Below are 18,320 nucleotides of genomic sequence, written 5' to 3'. Positions count from 1 at the left end.
TGTATTTAATAAAAGGGGAAGCGAAATGAGTGACATCAACCAAAATTATGAGGATTTACTTAAAGAAGCGGAAGAATTAGTGATTAGTGCAATTGCATCTACGATGGACTTATACGGGGTTACCCCTTCTATAGGAAGACTTTACGGTTATTTATATTTTATGAATGAACCCGTTACACTTGATCAAATGAGCCAAGAATTAGGAATGAGCAAACCGAGTATGAGCACGTCTATTCGGTCTCTGCAGCAAATAGATATGGTTCAAAAAGTTTGGAAAACAGGGGTTCGAAAGGATTTATATAATGCCGAAAAAGATTTCTTTAAATCATTCTTCTCATTTTTTTGTAAGAAATGGGAAAGAGAAATTTCAGTAAATTTAGAGGCGATTAAACTTGCTGAAGAAAAATTAACATTACTTGTAAATGATGAAAATGTTCCTGTCGGGATTTATGAAAAAACAAAAATGAATCTAAAACAGTTAGAAGAGTCTAAAAATTATTATTATTTTTTGAAAAAACTTGTAAAAGTATTTGAAAATAAGGAAATACTTAAAATGATTAATGATGAAATTCATAACGAGGACTAAAAAAGTACAAACGTCTTAATCTAATTAAATAGAAATAAAAAATAAGTACTTTAATAAGATATTCCGTAAAAAAGGGTGTTCTAAAGTTAAATACATTAGAACACCCTATAAACATGGTTGCTATAGTGTTTATTGATCAGAAAGGGATTTTCATTATTTTATACTGTACAAGGCTCTAAATCATAGCAGCGGCGGTAAATCCATTCATATGCTGCAACATTAAGATCACGAGGATTTCCGACTGTTTGTGGATCACCGAATGCTTCTAGCGCTAATTTAGGAATTTCTTCAGCTGGCACTCCTTGTTCTGCTAATGTTGGAATTTTCACATCCTGAACTAATTGGTATACTTCACGAACTGCTGCTTTAGCAGCTTCCTCTAAGCTTAAACCGTGAACATTTACGCCTAAAGCTTGCGCGATACGAGCAAATTTCTCAGGCTCACCCATCCAGTTATATTCCATAACAGGTCCCATCATAGCTGCCACACAAGGACCATGTGCAACTGGGTAAATTCCTCCTAATGTTTGTGCCATTGCGTGTGCTGCCCCTGCAGACTCGCTTCCATAAGAAAGTCCAGCCAGCATTGCAGCTTTAGCCATCCCATAGCGCGCTTCAATATCTTGGCCATTTGCTACTGCACGGCGTAAATATTTTCCTACATATTCAATAGCTAAAAGTGCGACAGCATCTGTCATTGGTTGAGCAAAGTGGCAAGTATAGCATTCGATTGCATGGGAGAGTGCGTCAATTCCAGTTCCAGCTGTTATATGAGCTGGCATCGATACATGCAAAGTTGGATCAATAATAGTTAAATGAGCAGCAATTAAAGGACCTCCAGTATTAAACTTAAATTGACGGACCGGATCTGTTATAACAGCCCATTGAGTTACTTCACTTCCAGTACCTGCTGTTGTAGGTATAGTCGTTAATGGAGGGATTCGCTTCGTTAAAGGTTTTTTTCCTTCAGCTGCTTCATATTCTAATACAGGCTCCCCGTGAACTACCTCCACTCCAATCGCTTTTGCTGTATCCATAGAACTTCCGCCGCCAACAGCTACTAATCCATTACAGTCATTTTCAAGGTAAAGAGATGTTCCTTGTGCGACAACATGAATAGATGGGTTCGGTTCAACTTTGTTAAATACAACTACTTCTATGTCTGCTTCTTTTAAACTAGCTATAACAGGGTCTGCTAAGCCAGCATTTTGAATTCCAGGATCTGTTACTAGAAGTACTTTTGAAACTCCTAAATTTTTTACTTCTTCTCCTGTATATTTCACTACACCAATTCCATGTTTTAATACAGTAGGCATTTCAAAGCTTTTTAATCTTTCCATTCTTTCAAAACGCATAAACATATTGTATTTCCTCCTCACAAATTATTATAATTTTATTTAAACCAACCCATAGGCTGTGGGTTTGTATTCATATAAATGTGTTTGATTTCTGTATATTCTTCTAATCCTACCTGGCTTAATTCTCTTCCAATTCCAGATTGCTTATAGCCTCCCCATGGAGCTTGAGGAAAGTAGGGATGGTAGTCATTAATCCAAGTTGTGCCCATGCGAAGCTTTTGTACGACACGCTCTGCACGATTCATATCCTGAGTCCAAACAGCTCCAGCTAAGCCATACACTGTATCATTAGCGAGACGAATAGCTTCCTCTTCGGTGTTAAAGGATTCTATCGTCATCACAGGACCAAAAGATTCTTCCTTAACAATCTTCATGCCTGAATGACAATTCGTAAAGATGGTTGGTTCAATAAAGAAACCTTTTTGCAATTCGGGATGATCGGGACGCTTTCCTCCTAAGGCTAACGTCGCTCCTTCTTCTAATCCCATTTTGATATATTTCTCGATTTTTGAAAGATGCTGAGCAGAAATAACCGGCCCCATTTGTGTTTCTTCCATCATGCCATTTCCCATGCGTATTTTTTTTGCTTGTTCAGCAACAGCTTTGACGAATTCATCATGAACCTCTTCTTGAACTAATAACCTGGCTCCTGCTGAACAAACTTGTCCTGCGTGAAAAAATACTGCATTTAAGGCATAATCAACAGCAGTTTCAAAATCCGCGTCTGCAAATACGATGTTTGGATTTTTTCCACCTAATTCAAGAGAGATTTTTTTAAAGTTTCCTGCTGCAGCCTGCATAACTTTTCGTCCGGATACACCTCCGCCAGTAAAGGAGACGAGATCAACAAGGTGGCTTTCTGACATCGTTTGCCCAACAGTTGCGCCAGTGCCAAGGACAACATTAACAACACCTGCAGGGAAGCCAACTTCTTCAAAAATTTTGGCCATTCGAATCGTTGTTAATGGAGTAATCTCACTAGGTTTGATTACGACAGTATTCCCAGCAGCTAAAGCAGGGGCTAGTTTCCATGATGCTTGCAGCAAAGGATAGTTCCAAGGTGTAATTTGAGCACATACACCGACAGGTTCACGAACGAGACGGCTGACAGAGTCTGGGTTGGGGGATTCAATCATTTGTCCACCATCTTTATCAGCCAACCCTGCATAATATTGGAACACGTCAGCGATTCCATCCATATCGGCTAAGCTTTCTACAAGGGTTTTTCCTGTATTTAAGGTTTCAAGCTCAGCGAGCACTTCTTTATGCTCACGAATTTTTTCGGCTGTTTTAAACAATAAGGTCCCTCTTTCAAAGGCGGTTAACTTGTTCCAATCCCCTTGGTCAAAGGCATGTCGAGCTGCTTTTATAGCTTTAATCGTATCTGAACGATCTCCCTCTGCTACAACAGCAATCACTTCTTGATTAAAAGGATTAATTATTTCTCTTTTTTGTCCAGAATGAGATTCTACCCATTCACCATTGATATACATTTTTTCTAAAAGCATTACCTTTTCCAAGAGCATCCTCCTCCAAATGTATTTTTTGTTAAGTTTGTTAAGAATATTTTTAACAATTTGAATTATAGCACTGCAAATAAAAAAAGGTCAACTAAAATTTCTGATTTTTTTAAATATTTAGAACGGTATTCATCTCAATATATACACGGATTTAAACAAGTTTATGGCAAAAAAATTAAGAATAGAGATAGAAAATAATTAGATTGCTATTTTCTTTAAAATAAAAAAGTTTGTTAAAAATTCTTATAATATATTGAACATTCAAAATATTTATGGATATAATAAGTTCACACTGTTGGATTTTCACTGTCTGGATAGTGAAAAGTTAAATAAAGATATAAATTGGAAGGAGGGAAACAGTCTTTCTGTAATATTACATAATACATTTTGCAGCAGAAAAAATTTATATAAGGAGATGAATAGATTGAAACGAACGAAATGTTTTTTATTTATTGTTATCGCATTAACCTTAGGATTAACGGCATGTGGAAGTAACAGCTCAACAAGTGGAAACCTTAGTGAAAAATCAAATGATAAAGAAATAACGATTGGATATATCCCATGGGATGAAGATGTTGCTGTAACGAATTTGTGGAAAAAAATGCTAGAAGATAAGGGGTATAAAGTAAAAATTGTTCAAGCAGATGTAGCACCTATTTTTTCAGGTGTTGCTCAAGGAAATATTGATCTATTTTTAGATGTATGGATGCCAACTACCCATAAATCGTATATGAAAAGGTTTGGGGATAAATTAGAAGTGCTTAGTACTTGGTATAATCAAGCAGATAGTGGACTTGCTGTTCCAGACTATGTAGATGCTAAAACAATTGAAGATTTAAAGAACTACAAAAAAGATTATGGTGGAAAAATTATTAGCATCGAGCCTGGATCTGGCATTAATGATCTTACAAAACAAGGAGCAATGCCTGGCTATGGTTTAAAAGATTGGCAGCTAGTAGAAAGCAGTACTCCTGCTATGTTATCAGAGTTAGGGAAAGCTGTTTCAAATAAGCAGCCGATCGTTGTGACATTATGGCGGCCTCATTGGGCATTTGAAAAGTACAATCTTCGCTATTTAGAAGATCCAAAAAGTTTCATGAATCCAACTGGTCCAGAAAAAATTCAAATTATCAGCAGCAAAAAATTTAAAGCAGATTACCCTGAAGTGGCAAGCTGGCTTCAAGATTTTAAAATGACGGAAGAACAATTAGCGAAGTTGGAATCGTACATTAATGAACTGAAAGATGAAACAAAAGCTGTGGAGAAATGGATGTCTGAGAATAAAAGCGTCGTAGAAGCTTGGACAAAATAATCATGTCTGTGTTTTAATCATGTGAACCCCCATATTCCTGTTAGTTTCAGCTTTTTTATGGTATAGTAGTATCTAAAAGATACTACTATTCTAAAAATTAAGAAAAGTATACTTCAACGTACAGGATCTAAGAGTGCCGATGCAACTGAAGGACCTATGCCCTTTAGCGGATAGTGCCAAGCCGCTTACGCATTTCTTAATATGGAGGGGAACATAATGGGACATGTTTGCAACAAGCTGTATAACTGCGAAAAAGAATTAACACTTGCTATCATAGGCGGTAAATGGAAAATGCTTATTTTATGGCATTTAGGCAAAGAAGGAACTAAACGTTTTAATGAATTAAGGTCTCTTATGCCGGGAATTACTCAAAAAACGCTTGTGAATCAATTGAGAGAATTAGAGCAAGATCATATTATTCACCGTGAAGTGTATCCCATTGTTCCACCTAAAGTGGAATACTCATTGACAGAACAAGGAACAAGCTTGATGCCGATTCTTGAGTCTATGTACGAATGGGGAAAAAATTACATGAACACGGTGATGAAGGATCAAGTCATTATCAATGATTCGACGATATCATAACATTTCTCTTTGTTGGATAAAAACGATAGCAATCTATTAAAAACCATGTGTTAAACTTTGAAAAAGTTATGAGCATTTTTTAGATAGGAAGGTTTGTACAGTCGTAACCCTTTTTTACGAAAGCATCAGAAGATGGTGCTGATATTATTACCGTATTAGGAGTAACAGATGATGCTACGATTAAGGGTGCAGTCGAAGAAGCTAAAAAACAAGTAACAAAAATTCTTGTTGATATGATCAATGTAAAGGATCTAGAGCAGCGTGTGAAGGAAGTGGATGCACTTGGTGCAGACTATATTTGCGTACATACAGGCTATGACCTGCAAGCAGAAGGGGAAACACCTTTTGAACAGCTTCAAACGATTAAGCGTGTCGTAAAAAATGCGAAGACAGCCGTAGCAGGAGGCATAAAATTAGACACTCTGCCAGATGTTGTTCAGTCCCAGCCTGATCTTGTTATTCTTTGGCGGTGGAATTACTGGTCAAGAAGATAAAAAATCAGTCGCAGCGCAAATGGAAAAATTAATTAAACAAGGAACGTATTTCATAAGAAAAGGAACAGCAGCCATGCAAACAACTCAATATGTAACAGAAATTATTAAAGAGTTAAGCCGTACCGCCGATTTATTGGCAAATGAAGAATAAGACTCTTGGAGAAAAATTAGACTCAGAAACGATGTTTATGAGACATGCTAATCCTGAGTGAAGCGAGCATCCAACCAAGATTACAATAAAATAATAGAAAATATTAAGATCGAGGGAAGCGTAGTTGAGACTTTTCCTCGGTTCTTTTTGTTTTCACTATCCTATTTAATAAAGCACATTTTCCGCCATTATGTATTTGATTCATTCAATCCTCAATTAATACATAAAAAAAGATGGGATTTTTCACTCGAAATCTACTTTATACAGAACTAGGCGACATAATTAAAGGAATGAAAGCTGGCCGTGAAAATGATCAAGAATTAACAATATTTATATCAGTGGGAATAGCAGCGATGGATGTTATAGTTGCAAAGAAGATTTACAATAGAGCCATTGAGCTTGGAGTGGGACAAAAGGTTTCTATTTAAATGAGTAAAAATAAAAAATATGAAAATGATAAAATAGGTTGGAGTTGTATATCCCATTTTATCATGATACAATTTGTTTGAACGTTCATTCAAGATTGGAGGCCTTCATGACGGAAAAGGATAAAAAGGAAAAAATAATTCAAGCAGCTTATGAGGTCTTAGCTGAAAAAGGGTATGATAAAGCATCTACAAAAGAAATTGCTCGTGTTGCCGGTGTTGCGCAAGGGTTAATTAATTATTATTTTTCCAGCAAGGATTTATTATTTGCCGAAGTATTTCAAAATGAATCTGAAAAATATTGCAAGTCGTTGTCTTATATTAAAAGCTATGGCGAAAAAGAGTTATCCATTCAGTCGTTAAAAGAAGTACTGGACGTACCGAAAAAAAGAGTGCTAAACGATCCTGCATGGATCAAACTAAGATATGAGCTATATGCAATTGGGCTTCGAAACCCAACCGTTTCAGAAAGTATGAAAAAAACGCTTGCAGGGAAAAGAGAACATCTTTTTAAACTTATTGAAGAAGTTACTCATTTGCCAGAGGAGCAAGCGAGGCCATTAGGTTCTATTCTCCTTGCCGTTTTTGATGGGCTCGGTTTACAGAGGCTGTCTGATCCAGAGTTCGACTACGATGCTGCTTATGATACATTAGCGATGCTGCTATGTTCTTATTTAAAAAATGTTTCAAAAAAAACAGAGTAATGAATCTGTTTTTTTTTTTGAAAAGTATTGAATGAACGTTCAAACAAAAAATGGAGGGTTGTCATGAATAAAATCATTCGTACACAAAAAAATCAAAAAATAAAAGATTCAAAAATAAGTAAAGACACTAAAATGAGTCGTCTCGGACACTTTGTAGTAAATAAAAGAAGAATGCTCCTAATTTTAAGTATATTTGCAACGTTAGTATTTGGAGTCATTGGGTCAGGAACCTTAAACGCTTTGTCCCTTTCTCGGTTTGATGCGCCTGGATCAGAGTCAGATCTTACAGCTAAATACTTACAAGAACAATTTAATACGGCAACTCCTAGCTTAATTTTGCTCGTTACGGCAAAGCAAGGGGATGTCGATAGTCAAGAAGTCACCATGGCAGCTAAAGCATTAGAGAAAGAGCTAGCTGCTAAAGAAGGGATAAGCGAGGTTCAATCGTATTGGACTCATGGAAACAGCCCGGCACTTCGCAGCAACGACCATCAGCAGGCGATTATTTTTGCCAGCATGAAAGGAAGTGTGACAGAAATCCGTAATAAGCTGGCTGACTGGTCGCCTCAATTTTTCCGTGAAAATGAAACAATAAAGATGGAAGCAGGGGGACCTGATGAATTGTTTAGACAAGTTGGAGAGCAGGCTCGTCAAGATTTCCTTAGAGCAGAGATAGTGATCCTGCCAGCCGTTCTTTTACTGTTGATTTTCGTTTATCGTCGAATACTGCCAGCATTATTAACGATAGGCATCGGTTTATTTTCCATACTTGGCACATTTGCTGTTCTTCGAGGTCTAACCGAATTTATTATGGTATCTACATTTGCAACGAATCTTACCTTGGTGATGGGATTGGCTCTCGGCATTGACTATAGTCTCTTTATGATTATTCGATATAGGGAGGAGCGTCAGCGCGGCAAATCGGTTCACGAAGCTGTTGTGAAGTCGGTTGCGACAGCTGGGCGAACGATTTGGTTTAGCGGTATTACCGTTGCAGTATCTTTGTCAGCATTACTGATGTTTTCGTTTCCTTTTCTCCGTTCCTTTGCTTATGCTGGTCTATTAGTGGTCATAACTGCAGCAATTGGAGCTACCGTAATTTTACCAGCGGCGCTCGCCGTTTTTGGCAAATGGATTGATCGGAAGCACAAATCTGGAAATGCAGTTAAAGAGTTGCAAGAGTATAGATTTTGGTATCGATTAACGATGAGGGTAATGAAAAGACCTGTTTTCTCCATATTGGGCATCTTAGTCATTCTTATGATTATCGGATCACCGTTTCTTGATATTCGTTTCGGTCTTCCTGATGAACGCGTGCTCCCAGATACGGCATCCAGTCGGATTGTGGAGGAGAAGATTCGCAGCAATTTCCCAGCTGAAGAGGACGATGCCGTTCGAATTGTTGCTCCTTCCATTGAAAATACTAGCGATCGATTCGAAGATATTGAACAATACAGCGTTGCTCTTTCAAAAATACCTGGCATTTTTCAAGTAGATTCTTTAGCAGGATCGTTTGCTGACGGCCAGAAAATAATGGAGCCAGGTTATTATTCGAAAAGATATGGCAGCGAAACGGGAACATGGTTAAGTGTAATCCCGGATGAATCTAGCTTAAATGGTGAGGTGGCGCATCTTGTTGGTGAAATAAAAGCGGAGCAAGCTCCTTTTGATGTCGTCTATGGAGGAAGTCCAGTAGAAATTACCGATTTTAGAGACTCGCTTCTTAATAGGCTGCCGTTAGTGATAGCATTTATTATTGTTGTTACGTTTGTGATCTTATTTTTGATGAATGGAAGCTTGCTTATTCCTTTAAAGGCAACCATTCTAAATATTCTTAGTTTGTCCGTCATGTTTGGAGCACTTGTATGGATTTTTCAGGAAGGGAATTTGTCCAATATACTCGGATTTACACCATTAGACAGTATTGAACCAAGCATTCCGATTCTTATGTTCTGTATCGCATATGGGTTATCGATGGATTATGAAGTATTTATCATGTCTAGGATCAAGGAAGAATATGATCGAACAGGCGACAATACAAAGGCAGTAGCAGCCGGCATTCAACGCAGCGCCCCGCTTGCATCAGCAGCAGCAGCCATCATGGCATTGTCCTTTGCTGCATACGCAACCGGCGAGGTCGTCTTTTTAAAAATGCTTGGAATCGGAATGGCACTTGCCGTTATTGTCGATGCAACATTGATAAGAGCAATATTAGCACCTGCATTAATGAAGTTGGCCGGAAATGCAAACTGGTGGGTTCCAAAACCATTAAAACGATTGTATGAAATTTTTAATTTAAGTGAGACGGAGTAGGAGATTGCAGAATTCTTTTTGAAAAGTATAGCCTACTTTTGTTTTTTACAAACAGAAGTAGGCATACTTGTTTATCGGTTGAGTACCGTGAAGATATTGTTTTTTTTAAAATAAAAAGGGTTCTTTTTTGAATAGTTGGAAATAATGATAGAAAATACGCCTGTTTTATGGGAAAAGGTAGTTGGATTATGGACAATATTGGTAGTAATAGATATAATAATCTTAAAAGTATAAGAGGAGTGATTAGATTGGTACCAGTTGCGAAACCTTTAAAGCATGAGGTAAAACAAAGTCACTCAACACGTAAAACAGCAATGGAAATTCGGAAAAATTATGGAGTTCGTACATCTTCAGGAAAACGTTTAGTTGAACTGTGTAAGGAAGGTAAGTAAATGTCTGACTACATAATTGACTATACTGAAGTACAGTACGTTAACTTTAATCAAGCATCGATTGCTGTGGATGCTTGTTTTCTTTTGGCTTATTTAGATGTTGATGATCAAAGAGGAGACAAAGTTTCTGAACTGCTAGCTAAATGGGCAGAAGAAGAAATTTCTGAGTTAGTGATTACTAATAAAGTTGCAGCTGAAGTAGTACATAATTTATTTAAAAATATTATAAGGGAAATATTATTTTTAGTTCATAAGATGAACAAAAATAGGTATAAACCTTCAGATGAAGAGCTGGAATTATTAGGAGACTTGAAAACAGCCAGAAACCTTGCAGGATACGTACCAGAACAGAAATTGGACAAGTTAGTTAGAAGTGGGGAACTTTATCATAGTATTGAGAGTATTCTTAAAGATTTTAAAACAAATAATTCTCGTAATAGAGAAGGATTACATACCTATTATAATCATGCAGTGTCTACATTCCAGGGTTCCATAAGGGACTTATCAAATGAGTTAGGGCTCAAAATAAGCACGCCATCATTTGAAGAACACGATATTCAAGAATTAGCCTTAAATATTATGAGAATACAGCAGCTAGATGTATACGATGCATTTCATATTGCTTATTCTAGTTCTCATGGATGTCATTACTTTGCAACTCTTGATAGCGATTTTATACATACATACTACACAGAAGATACAATTGGTTTACTCAAGATATTAAAAATTGCATAATACTTTTTAAAAAAGGTAGTGCTACACAATCCTCAGGCTGTCGAAAAAACCTTCGACAGCCTTTATAACCGGTTAATTCTTCATTTATTCACTTTATTATTTAATATAAAAACTATAGAATTAATCGTTTATGATTCGGTATTTTTAAAATTCACTTATTTTCCGAACCGAAAATATTGAAGATAAACAATATAAACGCTGCAGCAATTAAACTTATTATCACATCAGGTAAATCAAGATGAAAGTCATATAAGCTTTTTACACCTGCAATAAAAAATGACCATATCACATAAATAGTAATCGCACTTAAAGTGAAAATTCTGAACCATCTTGGAATAGAGAGCCAATATTTTATTATTTTCATCGAAAATTTCCCCATCTTGTTTCACCTCAAGTATTACTAAATCACCTATAATATTAAAAATTTGTACTCCTAGTTTCATTTGCTTTTCGCATTCTCCGATTTGTGTTGCCAAGTATTCTTACAAAGGTGCAAATTAATCCGATAGCTACTGCAATACCTAGACTATATACGGCAACTTTTCCGTAGCCGCCAACTCTTGGGTCGAGGAAAGGGTATGGATACCAATCAACAAATGGTCCGCGCACTAAACTGTACAAAACATATACTAGTGGGAAAAGAAGCCAGCTTAAAGTATTTGCCCATGTTATACGCTTTATTGGCGGGTTCATTATCCAATCCAAAAGTGCTCCAATAGGCATGATGTAATGCAGCACAACATTAACCCACGGTATAGGTGTTTGCAGTGATTCTTCAAGCCCCCTTAACAATAAAAAATAGATGAAGCCAGTTGTCACAATATAGACGGTTGCTGCTCCGCGAAGAACCCCTAGCTGCTCAAATCGACCGTATTTTGTATGAAAGAAACAGCTTAAGCCGAGGATCGTGGCAACTAAGATGTTGCTTTCAATCGTAAAATAGCTAAAAAAGTTAACGGGGTTAAAAGGCTTTGTTTGCGCCCGTGTAATAAATTGCGTAATGACAGCACTGAATGTCAACGCACATAAAATAAGTCTGTAAATAACAATTGCAGTTCGTTTATTCATAAACTCTCCTTTCGTTATCATCAGTTTACTAACCGTTTAATCAAAATTATATAGTACTATTCTTTTCATCGTAAACTTTTTTAGCGATTCTATGTATATATATTTTGATAGCTAGTAAACTAGCGGCACCGATTAACTAGATAAAAAGTCTTGGTATAAAAAGAATCCATACAACTGCATTTAAATAACCGAAATAATAGAAGGAAAATAATTTGCAGCGTAGAAGTTGTAATAGAGGTATGATAGCCTATAACTTCAATTATTTAAAGGAGTGAAGATGTGTACGAGCTGAAAACTAAAGAAAACGATAACAGTGTCATTGAATTTATTGAAAATGTCGACAGTCCTAAAAAGCGGGAGGATGCCTATCGATTATTAGATATTTTTACAGAAACATCCGGGTATCCAGCAAAGTTGTGGGGCCCAAGCATTATTGGCTTTGGTTCTTATCATTATAAATATAAAACTGGTCATGAAGGCGATGCACCGCTCGTTGGTTTTTCCCCTCGCAAAGCAAAAATCAGTTTGTATTTTGCGACAGGTGATACAGCACGGGAGGAATTGTTGAAGGACTTTGGAAAACATACGACAGGCAAAGCCTGCGTGTATATTAATAAGGTTGCAGACATTGATGTCGATGTGTTAAAAGCGCTTATTAAGCAGTCGATACGTTTTTTGCAGGAAACCTATCCAGATCAATAAAATCGAAGAGGCAGTCAGGAACATGGAAATTAAGTTTTAGACTGCCTTAATCATTTTTTTACAAAACGGAGAACCAATCCCGCGAAATTATTGATATTTTCGCGAAAAAAAATGGAATCCCGCGAAATTATTGATATTTCCGCGAAAAAAATGGAATTCCACGAAACTGGTGACTCCTTCCAACTTCTTTTCATGCATTCGCTTTCACTTGAAACCGTAAAACGGTTTTAAGCTTATGAGGCTCTGTTTTGCGAGGGTCTGAAAGGTATATTTCCCTATGTGTATAAGAAGTTCTCTTATATCCGTTCTCCTCACAAAAAGTATGCATCATTGCAAAGCTTTCAGGCTCGTTATCGTAGCTTCCGATGTGAAGCATTTGACAACATAGTCCCTCTGTTATTAATCCAAATTCCACTTTTTCTAAAAAAGGATTTGGCTTCTTCTTTTTCGTTTTAAATAAAAACTGCTCGAATAAATCATCCGTTAAAAAATCAGGCTGCCGAATCATTAATTTGTATTTAAAATTACTTTTAATGGTAGGGGGCAATGTTTTATCGATGAGATCCCAGACACCCTCAAGCGGGAAAACGGTGTAGGGATAATAATTATCAGGAACGTGATTGCTTTTATAAGACATTTTCACTGCATAACTAAGACTGTAAAGTGCAGCAGTTGCAAGAGCAAATTCCTCGCCATTTGGGTCGCCTGAACCATTAATCATTATAAAAGGTATAGCAGGGACTGTGACAATGATTGGTTTTACTTTTGGTACATATAATTCTTTATAGTCTTTTTTGTAATCTATCTTATTCATTATTACCCTCTGATTCATTTAAGGAAATATATATATGTATTTCCGAATCTTTCTCGTCGCTGCCACTTTGATATTCTTCAAAATCAGCACTATATTTACGATCTAAATCCATCGTCCAAAGTTTTTGCCAAAACGCTCCTACTGCTGTCTGTACATCACCGTGTACAATAAATTTTGCATATTTTCCAGCAGGAATTGTCTGTTTATGAATACTTAAAGGTAAATCCGAAGTCTGCTGAATTTCACAACAAACTACCATATCATAATTGCCACTCGCATCACTCTCATAATTGGTATATAAACCAATCGTTTTATCATTTTGTTTGTAGGGTATTGACTGATAAACACCCTTTTCAAAGAATTCTCTCCATAGTTCACCAATTTCCATTCCCATAGTAGGACGATTGTTGTTCGTGCGAATTTTTATGCCTGCTACTGATTTCTCTTCAATATATACGATTTCATAATCCATAGTTAAAACTCCTTTCATTTATAAAAGGAGTATAACAACGATAACTTGACAACTATATGTCATATTATAAATATTTTTTTAAGCCTTTTTCATATTTGCTTTTTATTATTTCCTTTACATGTTTTGGCTCTAAAACCTCCGCATTTTGACCGTACGATAATATATAGCCGTACAGCCACTCGTTCTCGGGGAAAGTAATGGTTGCCGTAAAGCTTCCGTCTTCCTTTTTATGAATACACGCGGGATCCATCTCGTCATAAAGACGATAGGCAACACATTCATCAAATTTTAAAACGATGGTTACTATATTAGTACTATTAGATTCTTGTTCTTCTCTAATATTTTCAGGAAGTTCTCTGTCAAAAGTTTCGTTAAGTCGACTTAGATTTTTCATTCGGGTTATTTTAAAAAGCCTAAAATCATTTTTCACTCGGCAAAAACCATAAAAATACCAACCACGGCCTTTAAAAAGCAGCTTTAATGGTTCGACGATTCTTTCTGTTTTTTCCCCATAAGAGCTAAAATAATCAAACGAAATAATCGTCTTTTCCAAAATTACTGTTTTAAGCGTGTTAAACTTTACTCGATCTGTGTTGTCACTGCCCCAATCAGAAAAATCAACTTCAATCCAATTCATTGCTTGCTTGTTGAAAAGAGTTTTTAGTTTGTTAAGTACAGAAGCAGCTTCAGGAATTTTTACAGCATTAAGGCTTTGAAGGCCCATTAATATTTCATTTTGCTCCTGATCAGAAACCAATGATTTATTCAGCACAAAATCATCGATAAGACGGATGCCGCCGCCCTTTCCTCTATTGGTGTAAATCGGTATTCCAGCAGCTGAAAGGGTATCAATATCACGATAAATCGTCCGCACAGACACTTCAAAATGCTCTGCTAGTTGTTTTGCTGTTATTGTTTTTTTATTTAGCAGCAAATAAACGATTTCAAATAATCTATTAATTTGCATATGACATCACCTAAAAATAGTATATAGCATACTTTCCTATATTTTCGATTTATTTAAAAATTTTAATTGTTATAGAAACAATAATAGTGTATGATGCATAGTATATATAAATAGTGTATGATACACAGTATACAACAGGAGGTGAATGATGAGTAGCTTGCTGCAATCTTTAACAACAGAGTTAAGAAGAGGAACCTTAACATTGGCAGTATTAAGTCAGTTGAGAACACCACAATATGGTTATTCGCTTGTCCAATTATTAGAGAAGAGTGGAATAACGATCGAACAGAGTACTTTATATCCATTGCTTCGGCGTTTGGAGAAACAAGAGTTGGTAACTAGTAGTTGGGATACTTCGGAAAACAGACCACGGAGGTATTATGTGTTGAGTGAATATGGATTGGAAATATTGGAGCAGTTAAGGCAGGAATGGGAAAAGATGACGAAAGAGTTATCCATTTTATTAAAAGGTGAGGATGAATCATGAGTTTAATAGAGCTATATATTCAGGAAGTAATACGTAGGCTTCCTGAAAAGCAGCGCGAGGATATTGCGATGGAACTTCATTCAACAATTGAAGATATGCTGCCAGATGACTATTCAGAAGAAGAGGTGAAGGCCGTTCTTTCTGAGTTGGGAAATCCTGCTGTTCTTGCAAGTGGCTATTTAGACCGACCAATGCATTTAATTGGACTACGTTATTTTGATGTGTATATGAATTTATTAAAAATGATTTTGCCAATTGCTTTAGCGATTTCTTTCATTACGCTGCTTGTAGAAAATCTTGTTTCTTATAGCTGGGAGAAAGGTGTAATTAATCTTATTCACCTAATCATTGCAGACGGGATTGAAAATATTATTGGAACGGGAATGCAAGTGTTCTTTTGGCTGACAATCGTGTTTGCCATTTTAGAACGAACGGATAGAACAAAAAATCAACATCCGTTATCTGCTCATTTAAAAGAATAGACTCCAGAGTACTTAAAAAGCCTTCATCATCTACCAAAGGGAAAAGGAATTTCCAAAATAGAAGTGTTTGGCGGATTATTATGGACGGCCATTTGGGCGACTGCCTATTTTAATGCGGGGAATTTAGTCGGTGTTTATGAAAAGAAATACGGAGTGCTTAAGTCTATAACACCTACTTTTAATCAAGATGTTTTGCATTCCTACTGGATAAACGTAGGAATCGTAATCGTCTTAGAGGTTGTCATGGCTATTTATAAAATGATAGCACGTCAATGGACGAAAAAATTAGCTCTTTTTAATGCTTTTTATCAAATTATTGCAGCAAGTGTTTTTCTTATCATGATCAGTAATGCAGATTTATTTAATCAATCGTTTATTACTTATATGAATGATTTGTTTGCTTTTCACGATAATTGGTCAAAAATATTTTTAATAATAACTGGAATTATCGTAGTAGTTATTGCAATAAATGACTCTTATCAAGGCTTTCGAAAAGCAAGGATTAAGCATTTTACAAAATGAGGAACTCCAGCTATCTTCTTAAAAGAAGGTGGTTGTTTTTATATGAAAACTATTTGAACCTATTAAATGAGAAATGAAAGGGTATCTGAAACTTTTCATTTATTCAATATCGAAAGTTTAGTCTAATTATGAATTTTGTAGTTTAATTGAAACATTTGAGGGTCAACGTTTAAATGAGAATTCTGGTGAATTATTTATAAAAAAAATGAACAAATTATGCTTTTAAACTATCTAATATTATACCAGGAAGGAGGAAATTTTTTTGAGATTAATGGTTTTAAAGGATATGAAAATAAAAAAACAGGATGATTTGGTTTCTATAGCAAAGAAAGGAGACAAAGAAGCATTTATATCTTTGATTCAACAAAATAAAATCAATGTGTATCGAGTAGCAAAAGCAATGTTACATAATGAATCTGATATAGAGGATGTTATTCAAATTACTATTTTAAAAGCTTTTGAAAATATTAAAAAATTGAAGAAAAATAGATATTTTAAAACTTGGCTAATTAGAATACTCATAAATGAATGTAACTCGATACTAAAAGCTAGAAAGAAAATAATATCGATTGATACCTTATATGAAAATAACGCCATATGTGAAGATACATATTTAAATATTGATTTACATAGTGCAGTGTATTCAATGAAAGAAGAATTCCGAGTAGTAACGGTTCTTTTTTATTATGAAGATTTATCAACAAAAGAAATAGCTAAACTATTAAAAATACCAGAAGGAACAGTAAGATCACGTCTTTCAAAAGCAAGAAGATTATTACAAAAATTATTAAAGCTTGATGAGTAATAGGGGGATTGTAAATGAATCATGATCTGGATAATAAAATAAAAGAAAAATTTAAAAAAGAACGAGTGATAATGCCTGAAAGAATTGACAATAAAATTCAAGATATATTACAGAGCCTTCCGGTGAGAAGAAATTGGAAAAAAATAAATGTGATGATCGTTTCATCATTAGCTGCTATCTGTCTACCAATCTTTCTTCTAAGTAGTAATCCTACTTCGTTTGCTCAAAATATACCGATGATTTCTTCTATTCAACAGTATTTGTCATTAGGGAATAATTACGAAAAGGTGGCAGATGAAGAAGTAGTTTCACAAATTAGCAACGGTATAAAGATCACAATTACTCGAACTATATTTGATGGATATCAATTATTAGTATCATACAAAGTGGAAAGTGATAAAACCTTTAAAGGTGCACCTGCTATGTTGCCGGATAACGTATATATCAAAAGCAAAGGTTTTCGAACAAATGGATCATTCGATACAGAGTATGGAGAGTTTCTGGATAAAAATAAGAAGAAATATACTGGGGTAGTTGTATTTTCTATTAATAAAGGAAGCTTTAACCACAATAATTCTATAACAACCAATGAGAACCAAAATCCATTTGAAGAAAATCAACTTCAGGGACAAAGAGTGGAAATAGAGAATCTACCGGATAAGTTTGAATTGAATTTTAAGATTGACAAATTAGGTGAGGAGGAAGGAGAGAACATATTCGGAAGATGGAATTTTATGCTACCAATTGAAAGTAAAAAAGCAAAAGAGAATGTGAAAGAAGAAGTAGTAAATGCTAATCTTAATGACATTGGTCCGAATATAGTAATAGAAAAAGTAGTTATTACACCAATTAGAATGTATGTTCAAGGTACGATGAGCGATAAAGATGCATTCTTAGATTATATCATTGTAGATAATAAAGGAAATACAAAAAAATGGCTTGGTGCATCTGTGGCAGGACATTATAGAGGGAAAGAACGGATTATAAGTTACTTTGAAAATAATGATCCAGCACTACATTCTATTTCTATTATTCCTTACTCTTTAAACAAAACAGATCAGGGCTGGAGAAATAATAGTGGAGTCACTTTAAATAAAGCTGGAGAAACGAATGTTCCTATAGATGATCATAAATTTTTGACAATAACAAAAGTAGTTGAGAAGGACGGAAAAACCTATTTTTATTATCATTCGAAGTTTCCAGTAGATGAGTATCTTCCGTTTATTTTAAAAGACAAAGAAGGAAGAGAATATATTAGAAACCTAAGTGAAAGTATAGGTTCACAACAAAATAAAGAGGCTGTATTAGTTTTTGACGATGGAAATCTTCTTGAGAAAGATCTTACAATAATAAGTCCTAATCGTTATTATTATGATCATGAAATAAATGTGAATATAGAGTAATAGAGATTTATTAAAAGATTAGA

At 35.4% G+C, this 18,320-nt stretch carries 20 protein-coding genes and 2 pseudogenes; 15 read left to right on the top strand and 7 right to left on the bottom strand.

Going from position 1 to position 18,320, the window contains the following annotated elements:
* The first annotated feature begins 25 nt into the window (after positions 1 to 25).
* On the top strand, positions 26 to 586 hold the full coding sequence (gene cudC / locus ACTXGU_RS15870) for a choline uptake/conversion transcriptional regulator CudC (protein ID WP_443482505.1): 561 nt from the start codon (positions 26 to 28) through the stop codon (positions 584 to 586).
* A 158-nt stretch (positions 587 to 744) separates the two neighbouring features.
* On the opposite strand, the gene ACTXGU_RS15865 is transcribed toward cudC, so the two are convergent.
* Together ACTXGU_RS15865 and betB are read right to left on the bottom strand one after the other, a co-directional pair.
* On the bottom strand, positions 745 to 1,947 hold the full coding sequence (locus ACTXGU_RS15865) for an iron-containing alcohol dehydrogenase (RefSeq protein ID WP_443482504.1): 1,203 nt from the start codon (positions 1,945 to 1,947) through the stop codon (positions 745 to 747).
* A 32-nt stretch (positions 1,948 to 1,979) separates the two neighbouring features.
* Complete coding sequence (gene betB, locus ACTXGU_RS15860; protein WP_443482503.1) at positions 1,980 to 3,470, bottom strand: betaine-aldehyde dehydrogenase; 1,491 nt, start codon at positions 3,468 to 3,470, stop codon at positions 1,980 to 1,982.
* A 418-nt stretch (positions 3,471 to 3,888) separates the two neighbouring features.
* Here betB and ACTXGU_RS15855 point away from each other — a divergent pair, with 418 nt between their 5' ends.
* The 9 genes and pseudogenes from ACTXGU_RS15855 to ACTXGU_RS15815 all read left to right on the top strand — a co-directional run bounded on the left by ACTXGU_RS15855 (position 3,889) and on the right by ACTXGU_RS15815 (position 10,575).
* Positions 3,889 to 4,776 (top strand): glycine betaine ABC transporter substrate-binding protein, encoded by an 888-nt coding sequence (locus ACTXGU_RS15855; RefSeq protein ID WP_443482502.1) that lies wholly within the window; start codon positions 3,889 to 3,891, stop codon positions 4,774 to 4,776.
* A 216-nt stretch (positions 4,777 to 4,992) separates the two neighbouring features.
* On the top strand, positions 4,993 to 5,361 hold the full coding sequence (locus tag ACTXGU_RS15850; RefSeq protein WP_443482501.1) for a winged helix-turn-helix transcriptional regulator: 369 nt from the start codon (positions 4,993 to 4,995) through the stop codon (positions 5,359 to 5,361).
* Positions 5,362 to 5,480: 119 nt separating this feature from the next.
* A pseudogene (locus tag ACTXGU_RS15845) lies at positions 5,481 to 5,898 on the top strand (orotidine 5'-phosphate decarboxylase / HUMPS family protein); the annotation flags it as partial.
* Positions 5,875 to 6,006: a hypothetical protein gene (locus ACTXGU_RS15840; RefSeq protein WP_443482559.1), complete on the top strand. Its 132-nt coding sequence runs from the start codon at positions 5,875 to 5,877 to the stop codon at positions 6,004 to 6,006. The pseudogene ACTXGU_RS15845 and the gene ACTXGU_RS15840, both read left to right, overlap by 24 nt.
* A gap of 233 nt (positions 6,007 to 6,239) precedes the next feature.
* On the top strand, positions 6,240 to 6,434 hold the full coding sequence (locus tag ACTXGU_RS15835) for a hypothetical protein (protein WP_443482500.1): 195 nt from the start codon (positions 6,240 to 6,242) through the stop codon (positions 6,432 to 6,434).
* A 107-nt stretch (positions 6,435 to 6,541) separates the two neighbouring features.
* Positions 6,542 to 7,135, top strand: coding sequence for a TetR/AcrR family transcriptional regulator (locus ACTXGU_RS15830; RefSeq protein ID WP_443482499.1), 594 nt, complete (start codon positions 6,542 to 6,544; stop codon positions 7,133 to 7,135).
* A gap of 63 nt (positions 7,136 to 7,198) precedes the next feature.
* Positions 7,199 to 9,448 carry an MMPL family transporter gene (locus ACTXGU_RS15825; protein ID WP_443482498.1) on the top strand — a complete coding sequence of 750 codons (2,250 nt, stop codon included), beginning with the start codon at positions 7,199 to 7,201 and terminating at the stop codon, positions 9,446 to 9,448.
* A gap of 188 nt (positions 9,449 to 9,636) precedes the next feature.
* Positions 9,637 to 9,840: a hypothetical protein gene (locus tag ACTXGU_RS15820; protein WP_443482497.1), complete on the top strand. Its 204-nt coding sequence runs from the start codon at positions 9,637 to 9,639 to the stop codon at positions 9,838 to 9,840.
* Positions 9,841 to 10,575 (top strand): hypothetical protein, encoded by a 735-nt coding sequence (locus ACTXGU_RS15815; protein ID WP_443482496.1) that lies wholly within the window; start codon positions 9,841 to 9,843, stop codon positions 10,573 to 10,575.
* A 151-nt stretch (positions 10,576 to 10,726) separates the two neighbouring features.
* On the opposite strand, the gene ACTXGU_RS15810 is transcribed toward ACTXGU_RS15815, so the two are convergent.
* Positions 10,727 to 10,939 carry a hypothetical protein gene (locus ACTXGU_RS15810; RefSeq protein WP_443482495.1) on the bottom strand — a complete coding sequence of 71 codons (213 nt, stop codon included), beginning with the start codon at positions 10,937 to 10,939 and terminating at the stop codon, positions 10,727 to 10,729.
* A 53-nt stretch (positions 10,940 to 10,992) separates the two neighbouring features.
* The gene (locus tag ACTXGU_RS15805; protein ID WP_443482494.1) at positions 10,993 to 11,643 is read right to left on the bottom strand and encodes a Pr6Pr family membrane protein; all 651 of its coding nucleotides are present in this window, start codon (positions 11,641 to 11,643) and stop codon (positions 10,993 to 10,995) included.
* Between the two features lie 279 nt (positions 11,644 to 11,922).
* Between ACTXGU_RS15805 and ACTXGU_RS15800 the strand changes: the two genes are divergently transcribed.
* Positions 11,923 to 12,345 (top strand): DUF1801 domain-containing protein, encoded by a 423-nt coding sequence (locus tag ACTXGU_RS15800; protein ID WP_443482493.1) that lies wholly within the window; start codon positions 11,923 to 11,925, stop codon positions 12,343 to 12,345.
* Between the two features lie 190 nt (positions 12,346 to 12,535).
* Here ACTXGU_RS15800 and ACTXGU_RS15795 read toward each other — a convergent pair whose 3' ends face one another.
* The 3 genes from ACTXGU_RS15795 to ACTXGU_RS15785 all read right to left on the bottom strand — a co-directional run bounded on the left by ACTXGU_RS15795 (position 12,536) and on the right by ACTXGU_RS15785 (position 14,598).
* A complete protein-coding gene (locus ACTXGU_RS15795) occupies positions 12,536 to 13,159 on the bottom strand; it encodes a GyrI-like domain-containing protein (protein WP_443482492.1) in 624 nt (207 codons plus the stop codon).
* Positions 13,152 to 13,631, bottom strand: coding sequence for a GyrI-like domain-containing protein (locus ACTXGU_RS15790; protein WP_443482491.1), 480 nt, complete (start codon positions 13,629 to 13,631; stop codon positions 13,152 to 13,154). The genes ACTXGU_RS15795 and ACTXGU_RS15790 overlap by 8 nt, the downstream gene beginning before the upstream one ends.
* Positions 13,632 to 13,695: 64 nt before the next feature.
* Positions 13,696 to 14,598, bottom strand: coding sequence for a helix-turn-helix transcriptional regulator (locus tag ACTXGU_RS15785; RefSeq protein ID WP_443482490.1), 903 nt, complete (start codon positions 14,596 to 14,598; stop codon positions 13,696 to 13,698).
* Between the two features lie 148 nt (positions 14,599 to 14,746).
* Between ACTXGU_RS15785 and ACTXGU_RS15780 the strand changes: the two genes are divergently transcribed.
* The 4 genes and pseudogenes from ACTXGU_RS15780 (at position 14,747) to ACTXGU_RS15765 (ending at position 18,297) form a co-directional block, all read left to right on the top strand.
* Complete coding sequence (locus tag ACTXGU_RS15780) at positions 14,747 to 15,085, top strand: PadR family transcriptional regulator (RefSeq protein ID WP_443482489.1); 339 nt, start codon at positions 14,747 to 14,749, stop codon at positions 15,083 to 15,085.
* Positions 15,082 to 16,089, top strand: a pseudogene (locus tag ACTXGU_RS15775) (HAAS signaling domain-containing protein). The gene ACTXGU_RS15780 and the pseudogene ACTXGU_RS15775 overlap by 4 nt, the downstream one beginning before the upstream one ends.
* A gap of 262 nt (positions 16,090 to 16,351) precedes the next feature.
* Positions 16,352 to 16,894: a sigma-70 family RNA polymerase sigma factor gene (locus ACTXGU_RS15770; RefSeq protein ID WP_443482488.1), complete on the top strand. Its 543-nt coding sequence runs from the start codon at positions 16,352 to 16,354 to the stop codon at positions 16,892 to 16,894.
* A 14-nt stretch (positions 16,895 to 16,908) separates the two neighbouring features.
* Positions 16,909 to 18,297, top strand: coding sequence for a DUF4179 domain-containing protein (locus tag ACTXGU_RS15765; RefSeq protein WP_443482487.1), 1,389 nt, complete (start codon positions 16,909 to 16,911; stop codon positions 18,295 to 18,297).
* Positions 18,298 to 18,320 lie beyond the last annotated feature (23 nt).

Origin of the sequence: Niallia sp. 01092, from assembly GCF_052318935.1 — a bacterium.
Taxonomy (GTDB): Bacteria; Bacillota; Bacilli; order Bacillales; family Cytobacillaceae; genus Niallia.
This window is presented reverse-complemented; position numbering and strand designations above follow the sequence as displayed.

Coding starts and splice junctions, on each gene's coding strand:
- cudC (WP_443482505.1), top strand. CDS start 26: ATGAGTGACATCAACCAAAATTATGAGGATTTACTTAAAGAAGCGGAA.
- ACTXGU_RS15865 (WP_443482504.1), bottom strand. CDS start 1,947: ATGTTTATGCGTTTTGAAAGAATGGAAAGATTAAAAAGCTTTGAAATG.
- betB (WP_443482503.1), bottom strand. CDS start 3,470: ATGCTCTTGGAAAAGGTAATGCTTTTAGAAAAAATGTATATCAATGGT.
- ACTXGU_RS15850 (WP_443482501.1), top strand. CDS start 4,993: ATGGGACATGTTTGCAACAAGCTGTATAACTGCGAAAAAGAATTAACA.
- ACTXGU_RS15840 (WP_443482559.1), top strand. CDS start 5,875: ATGGAAAAATTAATTAAACAAGGAACGTATTTCATAAGAAAAGGAACA.
- ACTXGU_RS15835 (WP_443482500.1), top strand. CDS start 6,240: ATGGGATTTTTCACTCGAAATCTACTTTATACAGAACTAGGCGACATA.
- ACTXGU_RS15830 (WP_443482499.1), top strand. CDS start 6,542: ATGACGGAAAAGGATAAAAAGGAAAAAATAATTCAAGCAGCTTATGAG.
- ACTXGU_RS15825 (WP_443482498.1), top strand. CDS start 7,199: ATGAATAAAATCATTCGTACACAAAAAAATCAAAAAATAAAAGATTCA.
- ACTXGU_RS15820 (WP_443482497.1), top strand. CDS start 9,637: ATGGACAATATTGGTAGTAATAGATATAATAATCTTAAAAGTATAAGA.
- ACTXGU_RS15815 (WP_443482496.1), top strand. CDS start 9,841: ATGTCTGACTACATAATTGACTATACTGAAGTACAGTACGTTAACTTT.
- ACTXGU_RS15810 (WP_443482495.1), bottom strand. CDS start 10,939: ATGAAAATAATAAAATATTGGCTCTCTATTCCAAGATGGTTCAGAATT.
- ACTXGU_RS15805 (WP_443482494.1), bottom strand. CDS start 11,643: ATGAATAAACGAACTGCAATTGTTATTTACAGACTTATTTTATGTGCG.
- ACTXGU_RS15795 (WP_443482492.1), bottom strand. CDS start 13,159: ATGAATAAGATAGATTACAAAAAAGACTATAAAGAATTATATGTACCA.
- ACTXGU_RS15790 (WP_443482491.1), bottom strand. CDS start 13,631: ATGGATTATGAAATCGTATATATTGAAGAGAAATCAGTAGCAGGCATA.
- ACTXGU_RS15785 (WP_443482490.1), bottom strand. CDS start 14,598: ATGCAAATTAATAGATTATTTGAAATCGTTTATTTGCTGCTAAATAAA.
- ACTXGU_RS15780 (WP_443482489.1), top strand. CDS start 14,747: ATGAGTAGCTTGCTGCAATCTTTAACAACAGAGTTAAGAAGAGGAACC.
- ACTXGU_RS15765 (WP_443482487.1), top strand. CDS start 16,909: ATGAATCATGATCTGGATAATAAAATAAAAGAAAAATTTAAAAAAGAA.